At 65.8% G+C, this 26,973-nt stretch carries 22 protein-coding genes; 13 read left to right on the top strand and 9 right to left on the bottom strand.

The genetic code is table 11. The features are described 5' to 3' along the window. Window positions 1-161: 161 nt before the first annotated feature. Window positions 162-2,810, bottom strand: coding sequence for a M1 family metallopeptidase (locus tag ACOGJB_RS07355; protein ID WP_419840160.1), 2,649 nt, complete (start codon window positions 2,808-2,810; stop codon window positions 162-164). A gap of 77 nt (window positions 2,811-2,887) precedes the next feature. Here ACOGJB_RS07355 and ACOGJB_RS07350 point away from each other — a divergent pair, with 77 nt between their 5' ends. Continuing rightward, window positions 2,888-3,898: an adenosine kinase gene (locus tag ACOGJB_RS07350; protein WP_419840159.1), complete on the top strand. Its 1,011-nt coding sequence runs from the start codon at window positions 2,888-2,890 to the stop codon at window positions 3,896-3,898. Between the two features lie 166 nt (window positions 3,899-4,064). Here the strand turns inward: ACOGJB_RS07350 and ACOGJB_RS07345 are convergent, their stop codons facing one another. Beyond that, window positions 4,065-5,852 (bottom strand): phospho-sugar mutase, encoded by a 1,788-nt coding sequence (locus ACOGJB_RS07345; protein WP_419840158.1) that lies wholly within the window; start codon window positions 5,850-5,852, stop codon window positions 4,065-4,067. Between the two features lie 178 nt (window positions 5,853-6,030). On the opposite strand from ACOGJB_RS07345, the gene ACOGJB_RS07340 reads away from it, so the two are divergent. Genes ACOGJB_RS07340 through ACOGJB_RS07330 form a run of 3 tightly spaced genes read left to right on the top strand, consistent with a single transcriptional unit; the run spans window position 6,031 to window position 9,689 of the window. Beyond that, entirely contained in the window at window positions 6,031-7,452 is a 1,422-nt protein-coding gene (locus ACOGJB_RS07340) for an MBOAT family O-acyltransferase (RefSeq protein WP_419840157.1), read from the top strand. A gap of 3 nt (window positions 7,453-7,455) precedes the next feature. Next, window positions 7,456-8,727 carry a DUF459 domain-containing protein gene (locus ACOGJB_RS07335; protein ID WP_419840156.1) on the top strand — a complete coding sequence of 424 codons (1,272 nt, stop codon included), beginning with the start codon at window positions 7,456-7,458 and terminating at the stop codon, window positions 8,725-8,727. Beyond that, window positions 8,724-9,689: a hypothetical protein gene (locus tag ACOGJB_RS07330; protein WP_419840155.1), complete on the top strand. Its 966-nt coding sequence runs from the start codon at window positions 8,724-8,726 to the stop codon at window positions 9,687-9,689. The genes ACOGJB_RS07335 and ACOGJB_RS07330 overlap by 4 nt, the downstream gene beginning before the upstream one ends. A 15-nt stretch (window positions 9,690-9,704) precedes the next feature. Here ACOGJB_RS07330 and ACOGJB_RS07325 read toward each other — a convergent pair whose 3' ends face one another. From ACOGJB_RS07325 to ACOGJB_RS07315, 3 genes are all read right to left on the bottom strand, one after another. After that, window positions 9,705-11,447: a polysaccharide deacetylase family protein gene (locus tag ACOGJB_RS07325; RefSeq protein WP_419840154.1), complete on the bottom strand. Its 1,743-nt coding sequence runs from the start codon at window positions 11,445-11,447 to the stop codon at window positions 9,705-9,707. Between the two features lie 85 nt (window positions 11,448-11,532). After that, the gene (locus ACOGJB_RS07320) at window positions 11,533-11,619 is read right to left on the bottom strand and encodes a 50S ribosomal protein bL37 (RefSeq protein ID WP_419554825.1); all 87 of its coding nucleotides are present in this window, start codon (window positions 11,617-11,619) and stop codon (window positions 11,533-11,535) included. A gap of 83 nt (window positions 11,620-11,702) precedes the next feature. After that, complete coding sequence (locus ACOGJB_RS07315) at window positions 11,703-12,842, bottom strand: CaiB/BaiF CoA transferase family protein (protein WP_419840153.1); 1,140 nt, start codon at window positions 12,840-12,842, stop codon at window positions 11,703-11,705. 53 nt (window positions 12,843-12,895) lie between these two features. Between ACOGJB_RS07315 and ychF the strand changes: the two genes are divergently transcribed. The 6 genes from ychF (at window position 12,896) to rsmA (ending at window position 18,907) form a co-directional block, all read left to right on the top strand. After that, window positions 12,896-14,017 carry a redox-regulated ATPase YchF gene (gene ychF, locus ACOGJB_RS07310; RefSeq protein WP_419840152.1) on the top strand — a complete coding sequence of 374 codons (1,122 nt, stop codon included), beginning with the start codon at window positions 12,896-12,898 and terminating at the stop codon, window positions 14,015-14,017. A gap of 2 nt (window positions 14,018-14,019) precedes the next feature. After that, entirely contained in the window at window positions 14,020-14,355 is a 336-nt protein-coding gene (locus tag ACOGJB_RS07305; protein ID WP_419840151.1) for a DUF192 domain-containing protein, read from the top strand. A 150-nt stretch (window positions 14,356-14,505) separates the two neighbouring features. Next, window positions 14,506-15,384, top strand: coding sequence for a 16S rRNA (cytidine(1402)-2'-O)-methyltransferase (gene rsmI / locus ACOGJB_RS07300; protein WP_419840150.1), 879 nt, complete (start codon window positions 14,506-14,508; stop codon window positions 15,382-15,384). Between the two features lie 146 nt (window positions 15,385-15,530). Further along, on the top strand, window positions 15,531-17,030 hold the full coding sequence (locus ACOGJB_RS07295) for a class I tRNA ligase family protein (protein WP_419840149.1): 1,500 nt from the start codon (window positions 15,531-15,533) through the stop codon (window positions 17,028-17,030). 24 nt (window positions 17,031-17,054) lie between these two features. Beyond that, window positions 17,055-18,014, top strand: coding sequence for a TatD family hydrolase (locus ACOGJB_RS07290; RefSeq protein ID WP_419840148.1), 960 nt, complete (start codon window positions 17,055-17,057; stop codon window positions 18,012-18,014). Beyond that, the gene (gene rsmA, locus ACOGJB_RS07285; RefSeq protein ID WP_419840147.1) at window positions 18,011-18,907 is read left to right on the top strand and encodes a 16S rRNA (adenine(1518)-N(6)/adenine(1519)-N(6))-dimethyltransferase RsmA; all 897 of its coding nucleotides are present in this window, start codon (window positions 18,011-18,013) and stop codon (window positions 18,905-18,907) included. Before ACOGJB_RS07290 ends, rsmA begins: the two co-directional genes overlap by 4 nt. A gap of 1,137 nt (window positions 18,908-20,044) precedes the next feature. Here the strand turns inward: rsmA and ACOGJB_RS07280 are convergent. Next, window positions 20,045-21,091: a hypothetical protein gene (locus tag ACOGJB_RS07280; RefSeq protein WP_419840146.1), complete on the bottom strand. Its 1,047-nt coding sequence runs from the start codon at window positions 21,089-21,091 to the stop codon at window positions 20,045-20,047. 557 nt (window positions 21,092-21,648) lie between these two features. Here ACOGJB_RS07280 and ACOGJB_RS07275 point away from each other — a divergent pair. The 3 genes from ACOGJB_RS07275 (at window position 21,649) to ACOGJB_RS07265 (ending at window position 24,660) form a co-directional block, all read left to right on the top strand. Further along, window positions 21,649-22,818 (top strand): ATP-binding protein, encoded by a 1,170-nt coding sequence (locus ACOGJB_RS07275; RefSeq protein ID WP_419840145.1) that lies wholly within the window; start codon window positions 21,649-21,651, stop codon window positions 22,816-22,818. 158 nt (window positions 22,819-22,976) lie between these two features. Then, the gene (locus tag ACOGJB_RS07270) at window positions 22,977-23,900 is read left to right on the top strand and encodes a 4-(cytidine 5'-diphospho)-2-C-methyl-D-erythritol kinase (protein ID WP_419840144.1); all 924 of its coding nucleotides are present in this window, start codon (window positions 22,977-22,979) and stop codon (window positions 23,898-23,900) included. A gap of 487 nt (window positions 23,901-24,387) precedes the next feature. Beyond that, window positions 24,388-24,660: a hypothetical protein gene (locus ACOGJB_RS07265; protein ID WP_419840143.1), complete on the top strand. Its 273-nt coding sequence runs from the start codon at window positions 24,388-24,390 to the stop codon at window positions 24,658-24,660. Between the two features lie 93 nt (window positions 24,661-24,753). Here the strand turns inward: ACOGJB_RS07265 and ACOGJB_RS07260 are convergent, their stop codons facing one another. From ACOGJB_RS07260 to ACOGJB_RS07250, 3 genes are all read right to left on the bottom strand, one after another. Further along, window positions 24,754-25,245 (bottom strand): hypothetical protein, encoded by a 492-nt coding sequence (locus tag ACOGJB_RS07260; RefSeq protein WP_419840142.1) that lies wholly within the window; start codon window positions 25,243-25,245, stop codon window positions 24,754-24,756. Continuing rightward, window positions 25,242-26,564: an AAA family ATPase gene (locus ACOGJB_RS07255; RefSeq protein WP_419840141.1), complete on the bottom strand. Its 1,323-nt coding sequence runs from the start codon at window positions 26,562-26,564 to the stop codon at window positions 25,242-25,244. The genes ACOGJB_RS07260 and ACOGJB_RS07255 overlap by 4 nt, the downstream gene beginning before the upstream one ends. Before the next feature lie 142 nt (window positions 26,565-26,706). Continuing rightward, a complete protein-coding gene (locus tag ACOGJB_RS07250; RefSeq protein WP_323671112.1) occupies window positions 26,707-26,802 on the bottom strand; it encodes a 30S ribosomal protein bS22 in 96 nt (31 codons plus the stop codon). Window positions 26,803-26,973: the final 171 nt, after the last annotated feature.

Here is a 26,973-nt window from a genome sequence, read left to right as displayed (position 1 = left end):
CGACGATGACCAGCGCCCAGTAGACCACCACGGCAATCATCGCCCCGGCGGCAGCAAGCGCGCGCAACGACAGCCACAGTTCATCACCGTGTCGCATCGGGCGCCGGGGCGGGCGGCCGAACATCAGCGACTTTGAGCTGGCGCTGTGACGCGGCCGGCGCTCATGAGTCGGGCGACTGGGCCGCTTGACCGATGAGAGCGCCCTCACGCTCCCCGAGTCGAACGTTGACCCACATCTTCTCGATGTGCTGGGCGATGGTGAGCGCGCCTTGGGGCACTTCGTGTTCGGCGAAGAATGCCTCGACCTCGGCGGCGAGTTCGCGGGTACGCAGCCCTCGGATCCCGCCGACCATGCGGGAAATGGAGTTCTGGGGGAAACGATCGGTCAGCTCGTCCCATCGATCCCGGATGAAGGCCCACGCCAGCGGGCCGTGGTCGAGGTGGGTCATGGCGGCGCCGAGCAGGTACGGGGCATTCTGGGTGCGGACTTCGGATGCGAACAATTCGAGCGTCCGCTCGAACAGCTCGCGGTCTTCGAACAGCAGCAGCGACTGCAGGTATCGCAGTTCACTCTGCGGCGTGTCAGCCGACCGGTACAGCTCCAGCATCTGTTCGTAGTCGGTCTCGTCGCCGGCAGCTGCGGTGACCTGTACGACCGCTGCGGCCAGATTCGGCTCGACAGCGGCGCTGTTGCCCACGGCCTCCTCGAAGAGCTCGCGAGCGCGGGCCCGGACCAGCTCGTCACGTCCACGGCCCCCGGCCGCCTCGAAGAGCACGCCGCGCAGCTCGCGCTCCAGATCGGGCTCACCGGGCTGGGGCTCGAAGCCGAGCACGCCCAGCGCCGTCGTCGCCAGGTCCCGGATGAGCACAGCGAGTGCTTCGCGCCCGGCCGGTTCGGCGATCGCGTGCAGTCCCTTGAGCCCCCAGATCATCCGCTGCCACACGTGCAGGTCTGTCTCGGAGCCCAGGTCGGTCACCAGCGCGATGAAGTCGGCGGCGCTGGCATCGCCAGCCACGACGGCGGCGTAGGTGTCGTCCACGAGCCCGTATCGCTCGATGGGTTCGAGCACCTCCAACGCCTGCCTTGCCACGGCTGTGAGCAGCTCTGCGCTGTAGCGCACCCGGTAGTAGCCGTGCCCGCCCGAGTTGACGATGGCCCACTCGACGGGGCCGCCGAGGTCGATGTATGCCGACGCATCGGACAAGAGCAGCCGTTCCGTGACGGTGCGACCGTCGGTGAGGCGGGCGCGCACCATCACGGGCACGCTCCAGATGCCGCCCGTGCTTTCGGCCGTCGGTCCGGCAACCTTCGCGCTGCCGGACGCGTCGCCGCTGGGCTTGCTTTTGGGCCCTGCGCTGCCGTACACGAAGCGGTGCTGCGACAGCGTGAGCCCAGCCCCATACGGCTCGACCGACACGATCGGGTAGCCGCGCGTGAAGATCCAGCCGTCCATGACCGACCGCACCGGCTCGCCGCTGGAGGTCTCGAGGGCATCCCACAGATCGGTCGTGGTGGTGTTGGCGTAGCTGTGCCGCTCCAAGTAGTGCTGCACGCCCGCCGCGAAACGGTCGGGGCCGAGGTACTGCTCGAGCATCCGCACGACCGCCGCGCCCTTCTCGTAGGTCAGCACGTCGTACATGCCCTCGGCATCGGCCGGGGAGACCACCTCGTACTCGACGGGCCGGGTGGTGCTCAGCGCGTCCACGTCGAACGCCGCCCCTCGCTCGATCGAGAACTCGTCCCAGCGCTTCCATTCCGGCCGGAAGGCATCGGTGGTAGCCACCTGCATGAAGGTCGCGAAAGCTTCCTTCAGCCAGATGCCATTCCACCAGTCCATCGTCACGAGATTGCCGAACCACATGTGGGCGAGTTCGTGCGCCACGACATCGACAATGCGCAGCAGCTCAGCGGTGGTGGCCTTGTCGGGGTCGGCCAGCAGCAGCGTCTCGCGGAAGGTGATGGCGCCCATGTTCTCCATGGCACCGAATGCAAAGTCCGGCACGGCGATGAGGTCCACCTTGGTGCCGGGGTAGGGAATGCCGTAATAGTCGACCAGCCACGCGAGCGCGAAGGCCCCGGCTTCCAGACCGAACCCGGTCAGTGCCGAGCGGCCTCGCACGTGAACGATCCGCAGCGGCACGCCGCCGACATCGACGGGCACGGTGGCTTCGAGATCACCGACGATGAACGCCATCAGGTAGGTCGACATCTCCATGGTGTCGGCGAACGTGTCGCGACGCCGGCCGTCGGCCAAGATTTCCGACGACACCACCTCGGAGCAGCTGACCGCCATGAGGTCGGCAGGCACGGTCATCGTGACGCCGAAGACGGCCTTGAAGTCGGGCTCGTCGAAGCATGGGAACGCTCGCCGGGCGTTGGTGGACTCGAACTGGGTTGTGGCGATCGTGTGCACTTCGCCGTCCTCGTCGACGAACGTGGACCGGTAGAAGCCGCGGAGCTGATCGTTCAGCTCGCCCGCGAAGGTGCAGCTGATCTGGAGTTCGCCGGGTTCGAGCCGGCGGCCGTCGGCGGGACGCAGCGCCATCCGCTCGGTTTCGGCGTCGAAGGTCACTTCGGCGTCAACCGAGGACCCGTTCTGGCGCAGCGTCGCCCTGGGGCACTCTAGGTCGGCAGCATTGAGCATGATGCTGTCGACGGGTGCTTGCACCGTTGCCGAGATCACAACCCCTCCGACGAAGCGGGCCTCGGCGATGTCGGGCTCGATGACGATGTCATAGCGACTCGGCAGTACATCTCGTGGCAGCCGGTACGGGTTGGCATCGGGCGAGCCATCAGTGAAAAGTGTCACGGCGCGCACACTACCGACGCCTTCCGATCCCACACAGATCGTGCGAACGGTTCAGCCGAGGTGCTAAGCCCACGGACGTGAAACCGGAGGAGCAGCTAGATGTCGTCGGCATCGGCAATGCCATGGTGGATGTGCTGCTGCGCGCCGATGACGCCGTCGTCGATGGCCTGGGCATCGTCAAGGGGGCCATGACGCTCGTGGACACCCAGCGAGCGACCGAGCTTGCCGCGATGGTGGAATTGCTCGGCGGCGCCGATGAGATGACCCCCGGCGGCTCGGTCGCCAACACCATGCTCGGCATCGCCGCGCTCGGCGGGCGCGCCGGATACATGGGGCGAGTCTGCGCGGACGGGCTCGGCGACCTGTTCGTCGCCGACATGGCTGCTCACGGCGTTTTCCAGTCCACCGCGAGAGCGCCGCGTGATGACCCGACCGGGCGCTGCACGGTGGTCATCACACCCGACAGCGAGCGAACGATGAGCACGTACTTGGGTGCTTCTGCCGGGTTTGCTCCAGCCGATGTGGACTGGGACATGGTGGGCCGTGCCCGCACCGTGTTGCTGGAGGGCTATCTCTGGGATCCGACGGCCGCCCGAGCGGCACTGCGCGAGGTGGCAGAGCACTGCGCCGTACCTGGCAACGACTGCCAGGTCGCGCTCAGCTTGTCGGATTCGTTCTGCGTCGAGCGCCACCGGCGCGAGTTCATCGACTTGGTCGACCGTTGCACCAACGTCCTGTTCGCGAACGCAGCTGAGCTCCAGGCGCTGTACGACACCGATGATCTCGACGAAGCGCTCGGCGAAGTGCAGGGCCGTGTGGACATCGCATCGGTGACGCTCTCGGCCGCAGGCGCCGTGCTCGTCACTCCCGACGAGATCGTGAACGTTCCGGTCGAGCCGGTCGATGAGGTGGTCGACCGCACCGGTGCGGGCGATCTGTATGCGGCCGGTGTGCTGTACGGCCTCGCGAACGGTTATGACTTGGAGCTATGCGGCCGACTGGGCTCGGTGGCAGCCGCCGAGGTCATCTCCCACGTGGGCACCCGGCCGCTGGTGCCGCTCGACGAGCTGGCTGCCGATCTGGTCTAGCGCCAGTCCGCCGGGCTCGGGCAGCGGCCACCGCACATGCTGTGCGCAATCCTGCCGTTTGAGACAGCACTTCTGCACAATGAACTGATCTCGGCGAGCGGACTGATGTCTCCGACAGCCCGAGTGGCCCGACGAGCGCCGCTGGGTGGGCGCTGTCGTCTGCTGGTCATTCGAGAGAGAAGAGCGAAGCCATGATCTCGCTGGCGACGGCGTCCAGCAGTGCGGTCAGGCGGAGTCGTTCGGCCCGTCCGTCGCCGTGGATCGGGCAGGCGGCTTCGAGGTAGATCTTCGCCTTGGGCTCGGTGCCGCTCGGCCGGATGCAGATGCGTACCTGCGCCTCGCCGTTGTGGCCTAGGCCGTCCGTCGTGGCGGGCGCCAGTTCCAATTCGACGAGGTCAGCGCGGAGCGGCGCACTCAGATCGAGCCAGTCCACGAACTTGGCAACGGAGCGGTCAGCGATCGTGCGAGGCGGATCGGTTCGCAATCTGGCCATGGACACGGCGATCGCTTCGGGGTGAGCACGCACCGACGCAGAGCGCGTGACGTAGAGCCCGACTTCGGCAGCCAACTCGTCGAGGCGTTCCAGCGGCCCGATGCCACGGGCAGCCAGCGCCCCAGCCAACCGTGCAAATTCGACGGCCGCCGAGATGCCGTCCTTGTCCAGCACGGCGTCGCTGACCGAGTAGCCGAGCGCTTCCTCGTAGCCGAACACCCAACGGGCTTCCGGGTGAGCCAGCCGTGGCGCCATGACCCACTTGAAGCCGGTCAGGGTGCGGTGATGGGCCACACCCCGTGCCGCGCACAGCGCCTCGACCATCCGACCCGACACGACCGATGATGCCGAGAGCAGTGGCGCATCGGGCTCGACGCCCTCGCCGCCGGTATGCAGCTCGATCAGCCAGTCGCACAGCAGCACGCCGAGCTCGTCGCCGCTGAGCCGGTGCCATGCGCGGTGCCGATCGCGAACGGCCACAGCCAGCCGGTCGGCGTCGGGGTCATTGGCCACAACGACGTCGATGTCGGTGTCGGACGCCAACGCGATCGCGTCGTCGAGGGTGCCCGGTTCCTCGGGATTCGGGAACGGCAATCCGGGAAACGACCCGTCGGGATGTCGCTGGTGCTCGACATAGATCGGCGGCGGCAGGCCTGCCGCGGCGAAGGCATGGCCCAGGGTCTGCGAGCCGACGCCGCAGAGCGCGGTGTACACGAGTCTCGGCGATGCCGCCGCCGGCTGGAGATCGGTGGTCGCGTCCGACATGGCTGCTCGCGCCGGAGACGGCTGCGGGGGGGTGAGCGGGCCCGAAACCGGCTTAGTGCTCGGGGGCCGCACTGCAGCGCCGACGTATTCGGCAATCACCGACCGCACATCGAGGCTCTCCACCTCGTGCCGGGCGGCCAGATCGCTGTCGCCGGGAAGCGACGTCAGGTCCATGCGAGCTTCGATGCGGCGATCGATCGGTGGCCGGATCTGCGTGCCGTCAGACCAGTACACCTTCAGGCCGTTGTCGGAGCGGGGGTTGTGGCTGGCGGTGATCATCAGTCCCGCACCTGCGGATCGGGCGAGCAGCTGCCGTGCGAGCAGCGGCGTCGGGGCGGGCCCGTCGATGATTGCCGTCGGGATACCCATGGCGGCGAGCAGACGCGCTGCGTCGAACGCCATGTCCGCGGAGCCCAGCCGGGCATCGAAGCCGACGACGGCGCCTCGCTGGCCCAAGTCGCACCCAATCAGTTCGCTGCCGATCGCTCGGGCGGCGACTCGGGCCATGACGCGGTTCATGCCGGCCGGCCCCGGACCCCATGGAGCTCTCATCCCGGCCGTGCCGAAGCGCAGCCGGCTGCCGAAGTGTGCGTCCACCCATTCGACGTTCGAACGGTTGGCCTCGATGTCGCGGCGTATCGCTGCGTCGGGTTCGGCAGCCAGCCAGGCGTCTGCAAGTGCTTCGGGGGTGGTCATAGGGAAATGCCTCCGCTCACGGCTGTCCGTACTTGGAGGCTGAGCCGGCAGGCGAAGCCGTGGCCCGAGCGGCCCGTGAGCGACAGCGAACAGGAGCGGGAAGCAATCGGTGCGACAACGGGAAGTTTCACCTGCCTGTCCGTACTCGGAGCGAGGGCGCAAGTATGTTCGGCTTGCCATGTTGTTCCCGACGTTCGTCTTCGGAGCTTTCTTCGTCGTCGTCTTCGTCGTCAACTGGCTGACCCGGCCGCACCCGGCCCTGTGGAAGCCGCTGATGCTCGCTGCCAGCATCGTGTTCTACGGCTGGTGGAGCTGGCGCTTCGTCTTCCTGCTGCTCACCACCATCGTCATCAACTGGGTCGCGGGGCACTTCGCGGTCAACAGCACTGCGGAAGGGAGACGCTGGTGGGTCGGACTCGGCGTCACCGCCAACCTCGTCATCCTCGGTGTCTTCAAATACTGGGACTTCTTCGCTGTCGAGATGTCCAACCTGCTCGAGCGATTCGGCATCACGGGCGCGCTGCCAGTGCTGGAGTACACGCTGCCGGTCGGCATCTCCTTCTACACGTTCCAGGCGATGAGCTACATCATCGATATCGGTCGGGGGAACGTTCGCGAGATGACGCCGCTGGACTTCGCGGTGTACCTGTCGTTCTTCCCCCAGCTCGTGGCCGGCCCGATCGTGCGGGCGTCGGAAATGGCGCCGCAGCTCGCTGCCCGGCCCGACCCCCGCTTCGTGCCTGCCGCCGAGGCCTTCGGGCTGATCCTGAACGGGCTGTTCAAGAAGGTCGTGATCTCCAGCTTCCTGGCGAGTGAGATCGTGGACGGCGTCTTCGCCGATCCGGGCGCGCACAGCGGCCCCGAAGTCATGCTCGGGGTCTACGCCTACGCAGTCCAGATCTACGCGGATTTCTCCGGCTACACCGACATCGCCATCGGGGTGGCGCTGCTGCTGGGCTTCCGGTTCCCGCAGAACTTCGACAATCCCTACCGGGCGCTCACGCTGCAGGATTTCTGGCGGCGCTGGCACATGACCCTGTCCCGCTGGCTGCGCGACTACCTCTACGTGCCGCTGGGCGGCAACAGGAAAGGCCGCACTACCACCTATCGCAATCTCATGGTCGTCATGTTGCTCGGCGGCCTGTGGCACGGCAGCACCTGGAACTTCGTCATCTGGGGCGGCATCCATGGTGTCGTTCTGGCAGCGGAGCGGCTCGTGCGTGAGCAGCGAGAGCGCAGCGGAGCCGGTCCTGTGCTCTCTCCGGCAACCGGCGAGGTGGTGCGCTGGCTCGTCACTTTCCACGTGGTGTGCCTGGCGTGGGTGTTCTTCCGGTCCGAATCGCTGTCCGCTGCTGTGGAGATGCTCGGCGCGGTGGCCAGCTTCGACAACTACGCCGGCACTGCGACGCCTCTGGTGATCGCCGTGACGTTCGGCGCGCTGGCATTCCAGTTCATGCCCACCGACTGGTTCGAACAGCTGCGCGACGGCTTCGCCAGTCTCGGCTGGGTGGCCCAAGGCGCTGTGGTGGGCATCTCATTGGTGGCAATTGACGTACTCGGCCCCACGGGCGTCGCCCCGTTCATCTACTTCCAGTTCTGAGCAATGCCGGCCTCGCACGTTCCGCCTGATCCCTCGACCGCTCCAGCGGAATCGGGGCCGCGCCTCGACGCGACAGACCGCCGCAACGGCGTGGCGGCCGGCAGAGTTCTGCTGGCCGGCGCGCTTGGGCTCGTGCTGGCGATGGTGGGCAACTCCCAGCAGCTGTTGCGTGAGGCGCAGCAGAAGCCGTTCGGCTGGGAGCGCGACGCTTCGGTAGCGGTCTGGGAGCCCATCGAGGGCGCTTCCAGCGCTGTCGGGCTGCACCTGCCGCGCTTGTGGGTTGACGAGGCCTTCGGTCGATCGGTGGTCGATCCCGGAGCAACATCCGATGAATTCGCCGTTGCGGCCGAGCCCGATTCGACTGCAGGAGCCACGCCGACGGAGCAGACCTCATCCGAACTGGTCGTAGCGACCCCTGGCATCGAAGCCGACACGCAGCCCGGGGGCACAGCGCCGCTGGTGGCCCCGGGGGCCCAGCCGGCGCCGGACGACGGCGCGTCGTCGGAGGCCGGAACTGCCACGGGCGACGAGCAGCCCGTCGCCGGGGCCAGCGACGGTGCCGACAACACCGGGGAGACCCCCATCAGCGCACCGCCCACCACCGTGGCGTGGTTTCCCACACCGGACGATCCGCTGCGCCTGCACATCATGGGCGATTCGATGGTGCAGTTCTTCGGCCACGTCATGGTTGGGCTGGCCGATGACACCGGCGTCATCGAGGCCTCCTCTGAGCATCAGCTCTCCAGCGGCCTGAGCCGTCCCGACTTCTACGACTGGCCCGCTCGAATCGTCGAGGTGATTCCCGACACTGATCCCGACGCGGTGGTGATGATGTACGGCGGCAACGACGCGCAGGCGCTCGTGGTCGACGGTCAGATCGCCCGCCCCTTCTCCGAGGATTGGGTGCAGGAGTACTCGGCGCGGGTCGGCCACGTCATGGACCTGGTGACCACCGACCCCGATCGGGTCTTGATCTGGGTGGGCCAGCCGATCATGGAGAGCCCCGATTACGACGAGCGCATGCAGCAGGTCAACAAGGTGTTCGCCGCCGAGGCCGCCAAGCGGGATCGGGTGATCTATGTCGACACGCGTGACTTGTTCCGGGGACCGAACGGCGGATTCAGTCGCTACGTCGCTGACGCAGACGGGCAGCTCGCTGACGTGCGTCTCTCCGATGGCGTGCACCTCAGCACCGTCGGCGGGCGCTGGCTGTCACAGGTGCTGCTGGATGAACTCGGCGGCTTGGTCGATCTGATGTCGGGCGCGCCTTCGTGAACCTGCGGGTTGCATACCGCCCTCGGCGAACGCTGGGGGCCGCCGCCGCAATTGCCGTGTGCGTCCTGGCGTCGGGACTGCCGTCGGGTTCGGTGGGCGCGCAGTCCGACGACGATGCCGTCGAGGACGCTGTGGAAGACAACGTCTCCGATGACGGCGGCGCCGGTGTGCCGGCGGCACTGTCGGCGCGGGTCCCCGAACCTCCTCCGAGATACACCGATGACCCTTGGTCTGATCCGGTGCTGCGCTGGCCCGACCCGCTGGCGGAGTCCCAGCTGGGCGTCGAGCCGACCTACTACTGGTTTGCTCGCGAAGACCGGCGATCGCGCTTGGCGGCGGTGACGCCGGATCGACCACTACGCGTATGGGCCGGTGGCGACTCGATCTCGGGCGGTCCGGTCTACGGCTTCCGTCAGCTCATTGCAGACGACGAGCGGTTCGTCTTCACCGAGGACATCCAGATCTCGACCGGCGTGGTGACCGACTGGTATTTCGACTGGATCGCCTACGTGACCGATGAGATCGCCGAAGGCCCCTATGACGTGGTCGTGCTGGCGATGGGCGCCAACGACAAGCAGCGTTTCCGCGATCACCCCGAGCGACCCGGCGAACCGGCCTGGGTCCAGCGCTACCAAGCCAGGGTGGCCGAACTCGTCTCCGCAGCGGTGAGACCGGGTCGTCTCGTGATCTGGGTGGGGCTTCCCCCCATGGGAACGAGATACCTGACTGACTTGCCCGGCATTGTCAACCCCTTGTCCGAGGCTGCGGTGAGCGAGATCGACGGAGCCATATTCGTGGACGCGTACGAGACGTTGGCCAGAGATGGGGGCTATACGGCGTGGCTCGACGCCGATCAAGGGCGCCGCCGCATTCGCACGCCGGACGGTGTCCACTACACGCTGTATGGCGGCCTGGTGCTGACCGAGCCCATCCTGGCCGAGATTCACCGACGCAGCGGCTGAGGCCCGCGAGGCACCTCACCGGCACAGCGGCTTGAATTCCAGTCCGCTGCCGCTGAGCCGCTCGAGCGCCATGTCGAGCCCGCGAACTGTCGGCCGGCGAGCGCCGCCGCCATCGTGCAGCAGGATCACCGCGCCGGGAGCGGTTCGCGCCACGATGCCATCGGCAATCTCCTGCGCTGTGGGCTGCAACCAGTCCTGCGGGCTGTATGTCCAAGACGCCAGCCTCAGGCCGAGGTCGGCAGACCACTCGCGGGTGGAGACGCCCAGATCCCAGTACGGCGGCCTGAGGCACGAAGTGGCAAGCGGCCCCAGGAGCTCCTGGGTGCGCCCGACCGATTGCTCGAACGCCGCCCGTGAGAGACGTGCAAGAGAGTGGTGATCCCATGAGTGGTTGGCGAGCGTGTGGCCCTCATAGGCGATCCGTTGCACAAGCAGCGGGTAACGCTCTGCAAGCGAGCCCACGACGAAGAACGTCGCCTTGGCGCCATGACGCGCCAACACGTCAAGCACCTGCGAGGTATAGGCGGGATGGGGCCCGTCGTCGAAGGTCAGGTAGGCCACCGGGCCTTCGTCTGGCAGAACCGGCGGGGATGTGCGAGTGCTGGACCAGAAACCGGTGAGGTCACGAGTTGCGATGGCGCCGCTGCGCGAGGCCCCGAATACCTCCACCGCGAGCCGGTAGTCCGCCGGCTCCAGCAGCGACGACGCGACGGTGATCGTCCACTCGCCGTCCGATGGTGCTCGGATCGCGAATCTCTGGATTCGCTCGCTGATGGGCACCAGCAACGTTCCCTCGCCGAGACGGAGTTCAAGCCAGACGCCCGCCGGCGCGACGAGCGTCGCAACTACCACTTCGTTCTCCCCGACATGCACGGCATACCCATGTCGCTCGCGCAGCTCGATCCGATCCGACATGGCCGTGCCCACGCCATCGAGCTCCAACGCCACCGGGGTCGCTGGACGGCTGATCTGCAGCGCCGGCGTGTAGTCGATGGGTTCGACGCTGGTGGGGGTCACGACCGGGGGGCCTGGTTCGGTGTCTGCTGTGTCCGGGCTGCCGACAGCGACGGACAGCGTGGTACGCCGTGTGATCATCGTCAGCGGCTCGCCAGGCGAGCGGTCGAAGAGGGACACCTCAATGGTGCCGTTGCGTATGTCGATCGAGTCGATGATGATGCGACGCCCGAGGTCCACTGGCGGCCGAACATCGAATGTCCCGCCGGTGTTGATGACGGGCACGAGCAGTTGCGTCTGGGGCGAATCGGCGGACCGTGCCTCGACATGAAGAGCGGCGTCATTGTCGCCGTCGCCGTCGAGGTCGCCTCGGGCCCCCTCGGGGTGCAGGACGAACGTGAGATCCGGGTACCAAGCGCGGAACGCGGATTCCAGAGCTGCCGGCAGCCAGATCCGATCGGCTCCTTCCGCGATCACCAGGTTCGGATCGCTCTCCTGCTTGGGCTCGTCCAATGGCCCATTCGCGGCCGACTGCACAGGACCGTCATCGTCAGGCGGCTGGTTTGGTGGCGGCGAAGCAGGGGGCTGTGTCGCGGTTGGTATCAGGGCCGGCGAAGGCAGCGTCGCTGTCGTCGACGCGCCATCGGCGTCATCAGCCTCCGCAGCCTCATCAGCCGGCTTCGACACGCCAATGTCGGCTCCTGTTGGCGCAGCGTCCCTGCCTTGTCGAATGTGGCACGCGTTGGCGACTACCGCCGTGAGGATCAGCACACCCACCAATGCCGAGGTGCAGAGCTTGCGCACCCCTTGATACTGGCCGGTCTATCGGCGTATGCAGCGGCAGCCGAGCTGGCTCACGAAGGCCGCTGCCGCGAGCGACGCCAACGGGCTAACCGCGGCCGCAGTTGGGGCGCTTGCCGTGGTTGGCCTTGCTGCGGCGCGCCCGGAGCTTCCGCTTCTTGGTGCGCTTCGACATAGACGTTGCAGGCTACCGAGGCCGCCCCTGAATCAGTTCTACGGCACTGGTTCGGGCTGGTGGCCTGTCTGGGGAGGATCGGCTCAGCCGACTGCACCGACCTCGTGGAGCTTTTCGATGTCGTCGGCGTCGAAGCCCCAGTCGGCGAGCACCTCATCGGTGTTCTCGCCCGGTGACGCCGGCGGTCGGGCGACCTCGCCTGGGGTGCGACTGAAGCGGGGTGCAGGCGCTGGCTGCATCACACCCTCCACCTCCACGAAGCTGCCGCGGGCCACGTTGTGGGGGTGGTGTGGCGCCTCGGAGAGATCGAGCACTGGCGCGTAGCAGACATCTGAGCCCGCCATGATCTCGTCCCACTCGTCGCGGGTCTTGGTCTTGATGACCTCAGCGAGACGCGCCCGCTTGTCTGCCCACGCATCGCGGTCGTTGCGGTCCACGGTCGCAGCGTCGGCCAGGCCGGTCTTCTCGAGCAGCTCATCGTGGAACTTGCCCTCGATCGACCCGACCGACACGAACTTGCCGTCGGAGGTCTCATACACGCCGTAGTAGTAGGCGCCGCCGTCGAGGAAGTTGGACTCCCGCTCGTCGGCCCAGCCGCCCGAGCCGTAGATGCCGTAGATGGCTGCCATCAGCGACGCCGCGCCCTCGGTCATGGCGGCGTCCACGACCTGGCCCTGCCCCGAGTCGCGTGACTCGAGCAGCGCTGCGCACACGCCGAATGCCAGGTACATGCCGCCGCCGCCGAAGTCGCCCACCAGGTTGAGCGGCGGGCTCGGCGCCTCGGCCGGTCCGATGGCATGCAGCGCACCGGTCAGGGCGATGTAGTTGATGTCGTGCCCGGCGGCATGCGCCATCGGGCCTTCTTGGCCCCATCCGGTCATGCGCCCGTACACCAGCTTCGGGTTGCGGGCCATGCACTCGTCGGGTCCGAGGCCGAGCCGCTCGGTTACACCTGGGCGGAATCCCTCGATCAGCGCATCGGCCTGTTCCACCAGCTTCAGCACCGTCTCGACGCCGTCAGGCGACTTGAGGTCGACCGCCACCGAGCGACGGCCGCGGTTGAGCACGTTGAACTTGCGTCCACGGTCGATGCCCAGGTCTTCGGGCGTCATGCGATCGACGCGGATGACGTCCGCGCCCAGGTCGGCGAGCAGCATTGCGCAGAACGGCCCGGGGCCGATGCCCGCCAGCTCGATCACCTTCAGTCCCTGCAGCGGTCCCATGGGTTCCTCCCCTTCAGTGGATGCCTCGGGCGCGACACTAACCTCGCCCGGCGATGGAACGCTTTGGGTTCGTCGGCCTGCCCAATGCGGGAAAGTCGTCGCTGTTCAACTCCCTCGCCGGCGGCGGGGCATTGGCGGCGCCGTACGCCTTTGCCACCACCGATCCCAATATCGGTGTGGCCCGTGTACCCGATGCCCGGCTCGATGCGTTGGCCGCGATGAGCGCCAGCCGCAAGGTGGTGCCGACCACCACCGAGTTCATCGACATCGGCGGGCTGGTGGAAGGTGCCAGCAAGGGCGAAGGCCTCGGCAACCGCTTCCTGGGAGGCATTCGCGAGGTCGATGCAATCGTCTTCGTGCTGCGCGCGTTCGACGACGCCGATGTGCCCGGCCCCGCCGACCCGCTCGAACACCTGCGCATCGTCGAAACCGAGTTGACGCTGGCCGATCTGGAGTCGGTGGAGTCGCGCATCAACCGCAGGCGAAAGGCATCGCGCAGCCAGCCGTCCGACACCGCACTGGCCGAGGAGGTCGCAGCGCTCGACGCAGCACTCGAACACCTGGCGGCCGGCACGCCGCTGTACCGGGCCTGGCCGCTCAGCGGCGACTGCAACGGCACCGCGCAGCAGCCGCCGCAGTACCCACATCGGGCTGCGCTGCGCAGCCACTTCCTGCTCACCGACAAGCCGGTGATGGCGGTGCTGAACATCGGCGAGAACCAGCTGGACGCAGCCGCCGAGCTCGCAGCGCCGATCGAAGCGGAGCTTCCCGGCGCCACCGTGCTGCCGCTGAGCGTGCAGCTCGAGGCGGAGGCCGCGCAGCTCACCGGCGACGAACGAACCGAGCTGCTCGAAGGACTCGGCCTGGGGGAAGGCGCGCTGGAGCGATTTGTGGCGGCTGCCCATGAACTGCTGGGCTTGCGGACCTTCCTGACCACGGGTGAGAAGGAATCGCGGGCGTGGACGTTCCGAGCCGGTTGGCGGGCACCTCAGTGCGCCGGGCGGATCCACACCGACTTCGAACGCGGTTTCATCCGGGCCGAAGTGATCGACTGGGCCGAATTGCTGGATTTAGGCTCGTGGTCTGCAGCGCGTGACGCAGGCCGTCTGCGCGTCGAAGGGAAGGACTATCCGATGCGCGACGGCGACGTCGTGGAGTTCCGCTTCAACGTGTAGCCATGCCGTGGCTTGCGTGCGGGGATCGAGTGGTGGCGAGCCTCGAGATCGCTCGTACCCGTCCTGAGCGCCGGCGTGGCTTGCTTGGGCGCGACGACCTGACCGGGGCGCTGCTGATCGAGCGGTGCCGCTGCGTGCACACCATCGGAATGAGCTTCGCTATCGATGTGATGTTCTTGGATGCGCGGCGGCGGGTCGTAGACATGGTGCGGATGCAACCGGGCCGTATCGGTCGGCCGAGGCTCCGTGCACGATCAGTCGTCGAGGCCAAGGCGGGCGCGTGCGAGCGCTGGGGCCTCACCGTGGGCGACACCCTCGAGATCCGACTCGACGCATGAAAGGGCGCGGGGTCCGATGATCCCTGTCTCGCACCGCCTGTTGTCCCCCGCTCTTGTTCGCTGCGCTCACGGGCCGCTCGGGCCACGGCTTCGCCTATCGGCTCAGCCTCTGAGCGTGGCGGCGCTGGCACAGCCTGATTGCCTAGGTGCATGACCGATCAGGCGGGCGCTGCCGCAGCAGGGCAAGCTCGGCTGTGGCTGGTGGCCACGCCTATCGGCAATCTCGCGGACATCGCCCCGCGGGCGGTCGAAGTACTGGCGGCGGTGTCGTTCGTGGCCTGCGAGGACACCCGGCGTACCGGCCTGCTGCTGCAGCGGCTGGGCATCGGCGGGCAGCCGCTGGTGGCGATGCACGAACACAACGAGGCCGCCGTCGCCGCGCAGATAGTGCAGCGCCTGACTGCGGGGGAGACCGCTGCGTACATCACCGACGCGGGCATGCCGACGATCTCCGATCCGGGGCAGCGCCTGGTGGGGGCGGTCGCGGCGGCAGGTCTGCCCGTCAGCGTGGTGCCCGGTCCTTCTGCACCGGTCGCCGCCCTCGCTGTCTCAGGCCTGCCGGCGCAGCGCTGGACCATGGAGGGCTTTCTGCCCCGCAGCGGGAACGCCCGCTCGACGCGGCTTGCCGAGATCGCCGGTTCACCTCGCACGGTCGTGCTGTTCGAATCCCCGAAGCGCCTGAGCGCGACGCTCGCCGACCTGGTCGAGACCTGCGGCGCGCAGCGGCCCGCGGCAGTGGCGCGGGAGCTCACCAAGATGCACGAAGAGGTGGTGCGCGACACGCTTGGCGAGCTGGCCGCCAGGTTCGCTGAGCCGCCCAAGGGCGAGATCGTCGTGGTGGTGGGCCCGGCGATCTCCCAACCCCCGTCCGATGAGCAGATTCGAGCGGCTCTGCACCGCGAGCTGGCAGCCGGCAGCAGCGCCCGCGACGCTGTAGCAGCCGTCGCACAGCGACTGGGTGTGGGCCGCAACCGCACCTACGACATCTCCACCGAACTGGCCCGCGCACTCGATAACCAGATGCAATAGCGGCGAGGGCGGCGGCGGATTCTGCGACGTTGCGACCTGCCGGATCGCTGAAGCAGAAGCCGCCGCCCTCGCCGCGGGCGCAACGGGGAAGCGCAGGCCGACAGAATTCTGAGGGCGGCTGCGTCGCCCCTCACTACCCTGCAGGCGTGGCTTCCTACTACGTCACGACGCCGATCTATTACGTGAACGACGCCCCCCACATTGGGCACGCGTACACGACGATCACCGCGGATGCGATTGCCCGCTGGAATCGTCTGCGCGGCGACGACGTCATGTTCCTGACCGGCACCGACGAGCACGGTCTCAAGGTCCAGCGGGCGGCACAGGAAAACGGCTGCACGCCCATCGAGTGGGCAGACCGCACGGTGGTGCGCTTCCAGGAGGCATGGCGCCAGCTCGACATCTCCAACGACGATTTCATCCGCACGAGCGAGCCCCGCCATCACCACTCGGTGCAGCAGCTCTTGCAGGATTGTTACGACAACGGCGATATCACCCTGCAGACCTATGAGGGCCTGTACTGCGTGAGCTGCGAGGCCTACTACACCGACGACGATCTCGACGACGGCAACTGCCGCATCCACCGCCGGCCTGCTGAGCACGTCACTGAGGAGAATTACTTCTTTGCGCTCAGCCGCTACGAGAAGCCCCTGCTGGACTGGTACGAAGCGCATCCCGACTTCGTCGTGCCGGCGACCAAGCGCAACGAGGCGCTGGGGTTCATCCGCGGCGGCCTGCAGGACTTCTCGATCAGCCGCACATCGCTGGACTGGGGCATACGCGTTCCTTGGGATCCGCAGCATGTCACCTACGTCTGGTTCGACGCGCTGACCAACTACATCACCGCCGCGGGCTACGCCAGCGACGACGACCAGTTCGCGCATCGCTGGCCAGGAGTGCACCTGATCGGCAAGGACATCCTCCGGTTCCATTGCGTGTACTGGCCGGCGATGCTGATGAGCGGCGGCGTGCTGCCGCCCCGGCGGGTGCACGTGCACGGCTTCCTGCTGGTGGGCGGCGAGAAGATGGCGAAGTCTGCGCTCAACCAGATCGCGCCGGGAGACCTCGTCGACGACTTCGGCAGCGACGGCGTACGGCACCACTTCTTGCACGATCAGCCTTTCGGCCCCGACGGCGACTTCTCCTATGAGGGGATGGTTGCCCGCTACAACGCGGACCTGGCCAACAACCTGGGCAACCTCATGAGCCGGGTTGCCACCGTGGTCAGTCGCAAGTGCGACGGCGTCGGCCCGGCGCCTCGCCCCGACAGCCCGTTGGCCAGTGCTGTGGCCGAGTGCTTCGCCGACACCGCAGAAGCCTGGGAGCGGCTGGCGCCTTCAGAGGCCCTCGACGCCACTTGGCGCATCATCCGCGAGACCAACGCCATGCTCGAAGCGGCCCAGCCGTGGAAGCAAGATCCCGGACCCGAGGTAGATGCCGTGCTGGGCGATGCGCTCGAAGCGCTGCGCATCGTGGCGGTGCTCGCATCGGTGGCGACACCGCGGGGCTGCGAGGAGGTGTGGCGGCGCATCGGCATGGAGGGCTCGGTGGCCGATCAGCGCCTGCCTGAGGCCGCGACGTGGGGGGGCTACCCCGGCGGCGTGGCGGTGGTGACCGGTGAGCCGCTGTTCCCGCGCCTGAAGTGATTTCCAGGCGATGAACCCCGCACGATGAACCCATCACCGCAAGCCGAGGTCTGGGTCGACAGTCACTGCCACCTGTGGGACGGCGGCGCCGAGTTGGTCGCGGAGGCCCATCAGGACGGCGTCGCGTGGCTGGTGGACATCGGCACTGATGTCCCCCGCAGTGTCGCTGCACTGGAGCGGGCCCGAACGCTGACGGGTGTCGCCGCCACGATCGGGCTGCACCCCCACGATGCCGATGAAGGCCCTGCGGCTCTCGATGAGCTGGAGCAGCTGATAGCGGCCGGTCACTCGCCGGTGGCGATCGGCGAATGCGGGCTCGACTACTACTACGAGCACTCCGACCGGGCCAGCCAGCGTGAGGCGTTCGCTGCGCAGATCGCCATGGCGCACCGCTATGGGCTGGCGCTGGTCATCCACAGCCGCGACGCCTGGGAAGACACGTTCGACGTGCTCGACGCCGAGGGCGTGCCCGAGGGCACCGTGTTCCACTGTTTCACCGGCGGGCCCGACGAAGCCAGCGGGGCGCTGGAGCGAGGCGCGTCGGTGTCGTTCAGCGGCATCGTGTCGTTTCGCAACGCCGGCGAGATCCGCGACGCCGCTGCACTCGTTCCCGCCGACAGCTATCTCATCGAGACCGATGCGCCGTACTTGGCGCCCGTGCCGATGCGGGGCAAGCAGAACCGTCCGAGCTGGGTGCGTTTCGTGGGCGAGGCGGTCGCTGCCGCGCGCGGCATCCCGGCGAGCCAGGTTGCCGCAGAGACCACCGCCAATGCGGTGCGCATCTTCGGTCTGGGCGAATCTGATGGTCCAACCGACGCCCGAGAGGCTGAGCCCCCGGCCCGAGCGGCCCGCGAGCGCAGCGAGCCAGAGCGGGAAACACAGGGCGAAGCCGCGGCCCAAGCGGCCCGCGAGCGCAGCGAGCCAGAGCGGGAAACATCGGTTCCACCGACGCGAGGGTCCGTCAATTCGCGCATGTCTTCATGACAGGCAAGTTGCTGACCCTGCCCGCGGTCAAGGAGCTGCTGGGCAGGGCCGACGCGGCGCCGCGCCGCAGCCTGGGTCAGAACTTCGTCGTCGATCCCAACACGGTGCGCCGCATTGCCCGACTGGCAGGAGTGGGGCCCGGTGATCGCGTCGTCGAGATCGGCGCGGGCCTGGGCTCGCTCACGCTGGCTTTGGCCGAGACCGGCGCTGAGGTCGTGGCGGTAGAAACCGACGGACGGCTCGTGCCGTTGCTGCAGGAAGTGACGGGCCATTTGGCTGGCACAACGGCAACCGAAGTGGCCGATGGGAAGGCCGGTGACCCGATTGGCCTCCTCTCAGTGGTGCACGCCGACGCTCGCCGCATGGACTGGGGCGCGCTGCTGCCTGGGGCCGGTTGGCATCTCGTCGCGAACTTGCCTTACAACATCGCCACCTCGCTGGTGCTGACGGTGCTCGAAGACGTGCCGGCGGTGACCCAGATGCTGGTGATGTGCCAAAAAGAGGCCGCTCAGCGACTTGCGGCAGCCCCGGGGGGCGGCACGTACGGCGCGGTGTCGGTGCGAGTGGCGACCTACGCCGATGCCGAGTTGGCCGGCGCGGTACCCGCCACGGTCTTCTACCCCCGCCCCGACGTGGAGTCCGCGCTGGTGCGCATCACCCGTCGTCCCCCGTCCATGACGCCGGGCTTGCGTGCCGAGGTCAACCGGCTCGTGACGGCGGCGTTCGCGCACCGCCGCCAGATGCTGCGCCGAACCCTGCGGCGCGCCCTTGACGACGCTGACGAGACGCTCCGTGCCGCAAGGGTGGAACCGACCGACCGCCCGGAACAGCTCGGGCTCGCACAGTGGACTCGCCTCGCCGAGGCATCACTCGCAACCCGGATCCGGGGTTGACGCTGGCGTGGCTGAGTGTCCGTCCCCCAGCACTGCGCCGATTCGGCCCAGGCACCCGACTCTCGAAGCCTGCGCGACCTTGCAAAGTGGCTAGCCGACTGTGCATTTTCAAGGTGTGCGTTCGGCACCGCTGCCTCGTGTCATCTCGCCGTTCCTCAAGGACGCGTTGCGGCGGAACCCGGTCGTGGTGCTCATGGGCGCGCGTGCCTCAGTGGTCTCGTCATGAACAGACGCCTGGTCCTCGAGCCATTATCTGGAGCGCCTCCACCGCTCGATCTACCAACGCTGGGTCGTTAGGGTCACCGAGGTCGGCTTCAACGAATTCAATCGCCAAGTCTCGCCAAGCCTTGGACGCGGACTCGACGATGTCGCAAGCGCGCTCAACTCGTTCTGCCCAGATGCTGAGATCGTACGGCCCACGCAAACCTGTCTGGTTCAACCAGTTCTCGACAAATGTGGCGCTCATGGGAAACAAGTGTAAGCAGCCTCGATTACTGTGTGCGAGCGTCCAAAGAGTCCATATGGCAGCACCTCTCTGATCAAGACCATCATACAATGGTGACTGGCTATACGGATCTCCGCCGTCCTCTGCGATGAATATTTCAGCTAGCATCTCCGCTGAAGGAGCCTCCCAAATCGGTGCCGCACAGGCACGATTGACACGCTCAGTCCAAGCTGTACTATCTTGATCGCTCTTGAGGCCTGTATTTGCTAACCATATGAACGCCGCTTCCGACCCGTCAACCCGAACTGTTGAATCTAGCGCGATATTGGACTTTGCCTCAACGTCTCCCATGTCAGCGTCAGCTGCAAATTCTGGCTGGTCACGGTTGCTCTCATCGACAGCGATTGCGGTGCCAGCACTCAGTGCAGTTCCTTCGGAATCGATCACACCTGTTACAATTTTGGAAGGCTCCGTATTCGATTCATCGATCACATTATTGCCAGAGCACGATGAGCCCAACAATATAGATATGAGCACCAATGGTGCCCAAGAGAATCTGCAATTCCGATTCATTGAATCTGCGTCAACTTAGGGTCCGCCCTGACTCAAGTCGAGGGGTTCGCGCACGGGAATCCCACGTAGCACTTGGCAATCGACGGAATCGTTCGCGCGACTTGACCCGCGGCGGATCCTTAGCCAGGAATAGCAGCTGGAAAATGCTCCCAGCTGACATGCTGCCACCAGTACTGGTCCCAAGCGGCATGGCGTGAGCAGGCTGCTATCCTTGAACTACCGTGTTTCTTAGACCAATAGGCTACGTTAGCATAACCCGACCAGCTACTCCAGTTCTTATCCGTCGGGCCGAAACCAACCGGTCCGGCGACGCAATGGCCATTCAGAAAACCGAATTCCCAGGCGCTCACATCGACCCAGCGACACGCATGGTCTTTCGAAAGGTTTGATGTTCGTCTCGAACTAGCCGAAAAATATTGCGTGGATGTATTTCGGTAGTTTCGCATCGTCATGCACTTATCGCCCAACAGATTGTAGGTTATGTCGCCGTGCGAAGCCGAACCTTGCTGACCCGAAAGGAGCGCATCACCGCTGAGAAAATCAAAGGATTGATGAGAAAAGGCGCTGCTTGCGTCTCCGACCACTGCTCCAGCCGGGACTTCAACCATTAGCGCTGCTGCCTCGCCGCGATGCGGCGTTATCGCGTCCGCTTGATAACTGACTGATTGGGAGCCAGAACTCCACTTGGACTCTTTCATCAGCTGCTGGCCGTGCACAGAAGTGGTCCATTTCTCAGTCGCTTTCGGTGTATCGGAGATTGCGAAGTGCAAGGTGTTGGCTACTACTGCGTACTTGGGAATAGCTCCAGCGTTACTCACAATCTTGATGAGTTGATTGCCATGCCCATCGTATGCCACTTCTTCATACGCTCCAGATCCATCCAAGGAGGTTGTTTGAACTCGATAGCGACCGTCAGGTGAGATCCAAGCCTCAACACGACGCGTTAGCGTCATGCCGTCTTTAGTCAAAGTTTGGCTTCCCTTCACAAAATCCCAAGCTGCGGTGCCGCTGGTTTGCTCAAAGAACACTGGTTGATCATTGGGAAAGGCGTGTTGCATTGCAGGTAATTTCGGTGCAACTGTTGCGTCCGCGCTGCGTGCTGGCGTCGATATGATGCCAATACGGAGGTCGCTGCCAGCAATGCCAAGACTATTGGCCGTTGCCAATGATGTACGTTCTTATCGTTCATGTGATTTCGTCCCGAAGTTCTTCCTATTTTCGCTAGTCACTGTCCCTGACCCTCGGTCATTGCCACTTGTATGGCTAGACACTATCAGACCCTTTGCACTCATGAAAGTGGTTGTGTCCTCGACGGGCGCGGGTCGGGCTCCGCGCTTCGCTGGTTTCGTGCCTTCAAAACGATCTGTCGGCCTGTTTCGCGCCGGGGGCGCGCACCAGCCGGCCGGAGGAATGTGACTTAACCCTGATTATTCGAGCCTTCGCGAATTTGTGGGATTTGGGCTGCTGGGCTCGGTGTGGGGGTCAGGTTAGTAGCAGGCCGCGGGCTTCGAAGTTGGTGTAGTTGGTGAACCCGTGGGCTTTGCGGCGCGGGGCCTGGAGGTGAATCACACCGGGTTCGTCCTCGCGCCTGTCGGTGCCAGCGAAGCCCTGCCGGCGTTCCGTGGCGCACACGGAATACCGGCGCACACCATCGGCCAGGCACCCGACGCTCGAAGCCTGCGCGACCTTGCAAAGTGGCTAGCCGACTGTGTATTTTCAAGGTATGCGTTCGGCGCCGCTGCCTCGTGCCATCTCGCCGCTCCTCGAGGACGCGCTGCGGCGGAACCCGGTCGTGGCGCTCGTCGGCGCTCGGCAGTGCGGCAAGACGACGCTTGCTCGTCAGTTCGTTGCGGCCGATTCGCCGAACTACTTCGACCTCGAGGACCCTCTGAGTCTTGCGCGGCTCGACGAACCCATGACGGCGCTCGTGCCGCTGACCGGTTTGGTGGTCATCGATGAGGTGCAGCGACGCCCTGACCTGTTCCCGATCCTGCGGGTTCTCGCCGATCGTGATGAAAATCCGGCGAGGTACCTGGTGCTGGGCAGCGCCGGCCCCGACCTGCTGCGCCAGAGCGCCGAGTCGCTGGCCGGGCGCATCGAGTACCTCGAACTCACCGGGCTGCAGGCAGCCGAGCTCGGCGGGGACCACTTGGGGACGCTGTGGCTGCGCGGCGGGTTTCCCCGGTCTCTGCTCGCCGGCAGCGACGAGGACAGCCGGAGCTGGCGCAAGTCCTACGTGCAGACGTTCGTCGAGCGCGACCTGCCGCAGTTCGGCGCCGGACTCGCCGCGCCAGTGACCCATCGCCTGGTGCTGATGCTGGCGCACTACCACGCCCAGATGGTCAACGTCCGCGCACTCGCGACCGCATTGGGCATCAGCGAGACCACAGTACGGCGCTATCTCGACCTGCTCGAACAGCTCTTTCTGATCCGACAGCTGCGTCCTTGGCACGAGAATCTCAGCAAGCGGCAGGTCAAGCGTCCGAAGCTCTACTTCCGTGACTCGGGATTGTTCCATCACCTCATCGGAACAAGCACGATGGACGAACTGCTCACCGACCCCAGGCTCGGCGCGTCATGGGAAGGCTTTGTCCTGGAGAAGACGATCGCCGAAGCGCACCCGGATCAAGCCCATTTCTGGGGAACGCACGGCGGTGCAGAACTGGACCTGCTGATGTTCGTGAAGGGCCGCAGAATCGGCGTGGAGATCAAGAGAGCGGATGCGCCGCGCCGCACGCCTTCCATGACAGCAGCGCTTCGCGACCTGTCGCTCGACGCGCTCTGCGTCGTCTATCCCGGCAACCTCCGCTACAAGATCTCAGACCGAATGACCGCAGTCCCCGCAGCGGAGTATTTCTCCGCCGATGATTTCACGCACACAGATGCCCGCTAGCGCTGCGGTCAACAACACGCGACACGCGTTGCTGCGCTCTCACACTGATCACGGACTCCGGCGGCCCAGATCCGGCGGTCCAGTACAGCTCGGGCTCGCACAGTGGACGCGCCTCGCAGAGGTGTCTCTCGCAGCCCAGACCCAGGGTTGAGGCTGCCGTGGCGGAGCGCTCGGCCTCCCACGTTGAACCGACTCGGTTGCTGGCGCCGGCCAAGCTGACGCTGCGGCTGCGCATCACCGGCACCCGGGCCGACGGCTATCACCTCATCGATGCCGAGATGGTGACGCTGGACCTGTGCGACGAGGTCATCGTGCACCCCAGCTCGGAGTCCTCCGTCGAGGTCGTGCGGCTGCCCGGCGACGGAGGTGTCGGCGCAGATCGACCCGATTGGGACATTCCTGCCGACCGCTCCAACCTCGTCATCGGGGCGCTCGAGCTGGCAGGCCGCACTGCCCATGTCGAGATCCGCAAGCGCATCCCGCCCGGTGCCGGGCTGGGCGGGGGATCGGCTGACGCTGCGGCAGTGCTGCGCTGGGCCAATCGCCTCACGGCCAGCGAGCATCCGCGTCCAAGCGCCATATCTGAAGCGTCCGACAGCCCGTCATCTGTGCAACCGAACGAGTCTGCGGACCCGTCGACTGACGCTGGCGAGCCCGCGCTCGTCACCCCGCAACAGGCGGCAACGTTGGGCGCGGACATCGCCTTCTGCCTCGTTGGCGGCCGTGCCCACGTCACAGGCATCGGCGAGATCATCGAACCGCTCCCGTTCCGCGATGAGTCCTTCGTGCTGTGGACGCCACCGATCAGTGTCGACACCGCCACGGTGTACCGCACATGGGATGAACTGGGCGGCCCGCCGGGCCAGAACTCGAACGACCTCGAACCAGCGGCGCTGGCCGCCTACCCCGAGCTCACCGCCTGGCGTGACGAACTCGCCGCCGCCAACGGGCGCTCACCGCAACTCGCCGGCAGCGGCAGCACCTGGTTCGTTCCAGCCCCCTACGATCGCTCATCGCTAGCGGAACTGGTACTACGCGGCGGAATTGGGCCAACGCGCGTCCGCGCCGTGGGGCGTCTGTAGGCACCTGTTTTGACGAGAGGCGCATGAATGTCCATCGATCTGGTGGCGGCCCAAGCCGAGCGACCGAGCGAGTGCCTTGCCTTCGTCGGCACCCGGAACGAAGTGGGCATCGGCGGACTTCGCAATTGGCCGTCGTCGCCGATCAGATGCTCTCGATGATCGGGACCTCGCGTCCTCGATGGAGTCGAGGTCAGTTCCCTCGAAGGTCAAGACTCAGTCGGTGCTTACGACTGACTGGTCATCAGGACGCCGTGGCGACGGCCACCGGTGGTGTTCTCCGCCGCTTGTCTGGTCTCGTCTTGATTGCCACGTTGCTCAGCCTGGCCTGCGCTGCTGGTCCATCCAAAACTCGCCAACCGAGTCATCCGACGAATGTGGCGCGACGAACAGACCCCAAAGCAGCCCCACGCACTCGCCGCTTGACAAGGGAGCGTCGGACATCCTGTTTTGGCGCCTTGGCAGTCCACATCGCTTTGGCGAGCGCTGCATGTTGACTCTTGATTGCTCTGGCGCTCGTTGGACAGTGATCGTCGCCCAGTCAACGGGCGACTGGCCAAGTGACCTGTTGGGCGATCTTCGGATCGCTGTGGACCGCCTGTGGCCGACGCTGCAAGTGGACTGGGAGGGCCTCGGGCCTCGCTCAGGCGGACGGCCCAGTGAACGGCCCGCTGATACCGATGTGGTTGATGAGGGCCGTGTCGTTGGAGGCCGCATCTTCGGTGGTCAAGTCGTCGGCCGAGTCGCGGTCGGGGCATTGTGAGCGTCGCGCAGATCCGTGGCGGCTGCGGGTCTCGGCTCTTCGCATATCAGCCCATGTACGAGTTGATATCGGACGCGCGAAGTGTGCTTGAGCTCACGGCCCCGTCAAGAGGCTTGGGCAAAGCTCTTCCACGGTGACGCCGGCTTGCTGCAAGGCGTGCTGATGATTGCGGTAGTCCGAATCGACCGCATTCAGGATTCGATTCGGCGTCGGACCGGCAACCGCGACGGCAACGAACACGCGGTCATCCCAGTCGAACGGCGCGAGCCTCGGGTCGTCAGGGAATTCTGTGAAGCGTCGGTTAGGATGCACCGTGAGTTCGACTGCGGTGAGACTCGCCGCATTCTGGTGCGCCCAGCGAAAGAACTGGTCTCCTACGCCTGGTTGTCCCGAGTAGTTGCACTTTTTCTTGTACTCATCGAGGATCTCGTCGCCTCGGTCAAGCATGAGCGTGTGCCGCTCGGTGACTTCGACAAGCGAGTCGATCGCCGAGAGTCGGCAGGCTGCTCCTGGCTCGGCATTGGCCTTGTCGTTTGCGCCATTTGCCACCAAGAGCACATTGGTGTCGACGACAGACGCGGTCATGCCTCCGTCTCGGCGCGGTGTCGCAAGCCCGCCGACACAATCGCTGCGGTCTCGCCCATCGCGTCGCCGAAGAAGTCCTTTGGCCAGTTGCCGATGGAGCCGCACTCGTCGAGCTGAAGCTGCGAGAGGCTTGACTCGACGCCGTTGTTCTCGCAGAAGTAGAGCGCCACATGCCCGTGCGGAATCTCTTGTTCAGCAGTGCGTCGCTGCATTCGCATCAGCAGGTGTTCGCTGTGACTCTCAAGAATGATCTGCAACTTGCGCGTCTTGGTGAGGTCAATGAGCACGTCGGCGAGCTTGGATTGGATCCGCGGATGCAAGTGCATCTCGGGCTGTTCGAGCAGCAGCGTGGAACCTTCGGGCACATACGCGAGCAGGACCAGCAGCGGCAGCAATTGCGAAACGCCAAATCCCACATCCGTCAGGTCGACTGGCACGGAATCTCGCGACAGTTGGACCTTCACGCGGTAGAGTTCAGAACCCTCCGAGGCGCGTTCGACGCTGAATTCCGAGACCAACCCGACATCGCGCAGCATCCGCGCTACCTGCTCTTCGACCGAAATCAACTCCTCGGGCTTGCCATCCGATGCTAGTAAGGCGACGTTATTTCGACCGCGGTAGCGCGAAGCCAGCAGCGCATCGACGGTGCGCTCTCCACTCGGACCGACATCGGCCGGTCTCCCGCCTTGCCATGCGTATCGGCGCTGACCCCGATCTCGATGCGGGCCGAGGTAGAAGAGACGCTTCTCGAACTGTTGTTCCAATTCCAAGTGCAGGTCGCGCAGGAAGTCCGCGTTCTCGAAACGTCCAACGAGCTCATTTGGAAAGCCATAGCAATGGATCGGCGCTGGCAAGCCCGGCTTCGCTCCCTCCAAGCGCCGCAAGAAGTTCTCTTTATCGTTCCGGGTTGCTTCGAGAGAGACTCGTACCTGGTCGCCGAGGGCGTGCCTTCGTATCCACTTCACGTCGAATTGATCAGACTCGTAGTTGAGGCGACTCAGAAACGCGCTGTCCGGCCACACCCGCAACTCAGTATTGAATGCGAGTGTCGGCAGCATAACTAGGAAATCGTCGACTTCAGGAATGTCGACGGCACTGATTCGGCTCGGTACCCAACGAAAACCAAATTCGACAGATTGGTAGCTGGAGCGCCCGAAGACGAGGTTTCGCCACCCGCCCACTGACACCAACGCGTTCGAGTCGCCTCCGAGGTCGAGGATCTTGCTCGCGTCTGGAGATTGAACTGTCTGCTTCAACAAGAGAAAGAGCTGCAGCAGGCTCGACTTGCCCGAGCTGTTGGCCCCGAAGAATCCCGTCACCGGCGCAAGGTCGATGTCGCCGGTTGCGCGCCACGCCTTGTAGTTGGACGCTCTGACGCTGGTGAACATAGGACAGATCTTCCGCTGCGAGGGCGCTACGGCGCTCGTCGCATGGTACCGGTGATGGCGGGAGGGTCCGAAATCAGCGGTTACGGCGCTGGTAGCGCGTGCGCCGCAGCATCTTGCGGTGCTTCTTCTTGCGCATCCGCTTGCGGCGCTTCTTGACCAGCGATCCCATGAGGCACCGCACGCTAGCGCCTGAGGGGCGGCATCCCACGAGAACCCGTCGCTCGGGGCTGCGCCACACGGTCCTGTGTGACCTGCTCGAGCCGGCGCCGGATACACGGAGGCGTGAACCGGCTGCAGCAGAAATTCCTGACCGTGGCCTTCGGGCAGGTCGCTACCCTCG

The organism is Candidatus Poriferisodalis sp., assembly GCF_965208895.1.
Classification (GTDB): Bacteria; Actinomycetota; Acidimicrobiia; order Acidimicrobiales; family Poriferisodalaceae; genus Poriferisodalis.
This window is presented reverse-complemented; position numbering and strand designations above follow the sequence as displayed.

What these genes read in the sequence shown, in the direction of transcription:
- ACOGJB_RS07345 (WP_419840158.1), bottom strand. Translation starts at nt 5,852, where the DNA reads ATGACCACCCCCGAAGCACTTGCAGACGCCTGGCTGGCTGCCGAACCC.
- ACOGJB_RS07340 (WP_419840157.1), top strand. Translation starts at nt 6,031, where the DNA reads ATGTTGTTCCCGACGTTCGTCTTCGGAGCTTTCTTCGTCGTCGTCTTC.
- ACOGJB_RS07335 (WP_419840156.1), top strand. Translation starts at nt 7,456, where the DNA reads ATGCCGGCCTCGCACGTTCCGCCTGATCCCTCGACCGCTCCAGCGGAA.
- ACOGJB_RS07320 (WP_419554825.1), bottom strand. Translation starts at nt 11,619, where the DNA reads ATGTCGAAGCGCACCAAGAAGCGGAAGCTCCGGGCGCGCCGCAGCAAG.
- ACOGJB_RS07315 (WP_419840153.1), bottom strand. Translation starts at nt 12,842, where the DNA reads ATGGGACCGCTGCAGGGACTGAAGGTGATCGAGCTGGCGGGCATCGGC.
- ychF (WP_419840152.1), top strand. Translation starts at nt 12,896, where the DNA reads ATGGAACGCTTTGGGTTCGTCGGCCTGCCCAATGCGGGAAAGTCGTCG.
- ACOGJB_RS07305 (WP_419840151.1), top strand. Translation starts at nt 14,020, where the DNA reads ATGCCGTGGCTTGCGTGCGGGGATCGAGTGGTGGCGAGCCTCGAGATC.
- rsmI (WP_419840150.1), top strand. Translation starts at nt 14,506, where the DNA reads ATGACCGATCAGGCGGGCGCTGCCGCAGCAGGGCAAGCTCGGCTGTGG.
- ACOGJB_RS07290 (WP_419840148.1), top strand. Translation starts at nt 17,055, where the DNA reads ATGAACCCATCACCGCAAGCCGAGGTCTGGGTCGACAGTCACTGCCAC.
- rsmA (WP_419840147.1), top strand. Translation starts at nt 18,011, where the DNA reads ATGACAGGCAAGTTGCTGACCCTGCCCGCGGTCAAGGAGCTGCTGGGC.
- ACOGJB_RS07275 (WP_419840145.1), top strand. Translation starts at nt 21,649, where the DNA reads ATGCGTTCGGCGCCGCTGCCTCGTGCCATCTCGCCGCTCCTCGAGGAC.
- ACOGJB_RS07265 (WP_419840143.1), top strand. Translation starts at nt 24,388, where the DNA reads ATGTTGACTCTTGATTGCTCTGGCGCTCGTTGGACAGTGATCGTCGCC.
- ACOGJB_RS07260 (WP_419840142.1), bottom strand. Translation starts at nt 25,245, where the DNA reads ATGACCGCGTCTGTCGTCGACACCAATGTGCTCTTGGTGGCAAATGGC.
- ACOGJB_RS07250 (WP_323671112.1), bottom strand. Translation starts at nt 26,802, where the DNA reads ATGGGATCGCTGGTCAAGAAGCGCCGCAAGCGGATGCGCAAGAAGAAG.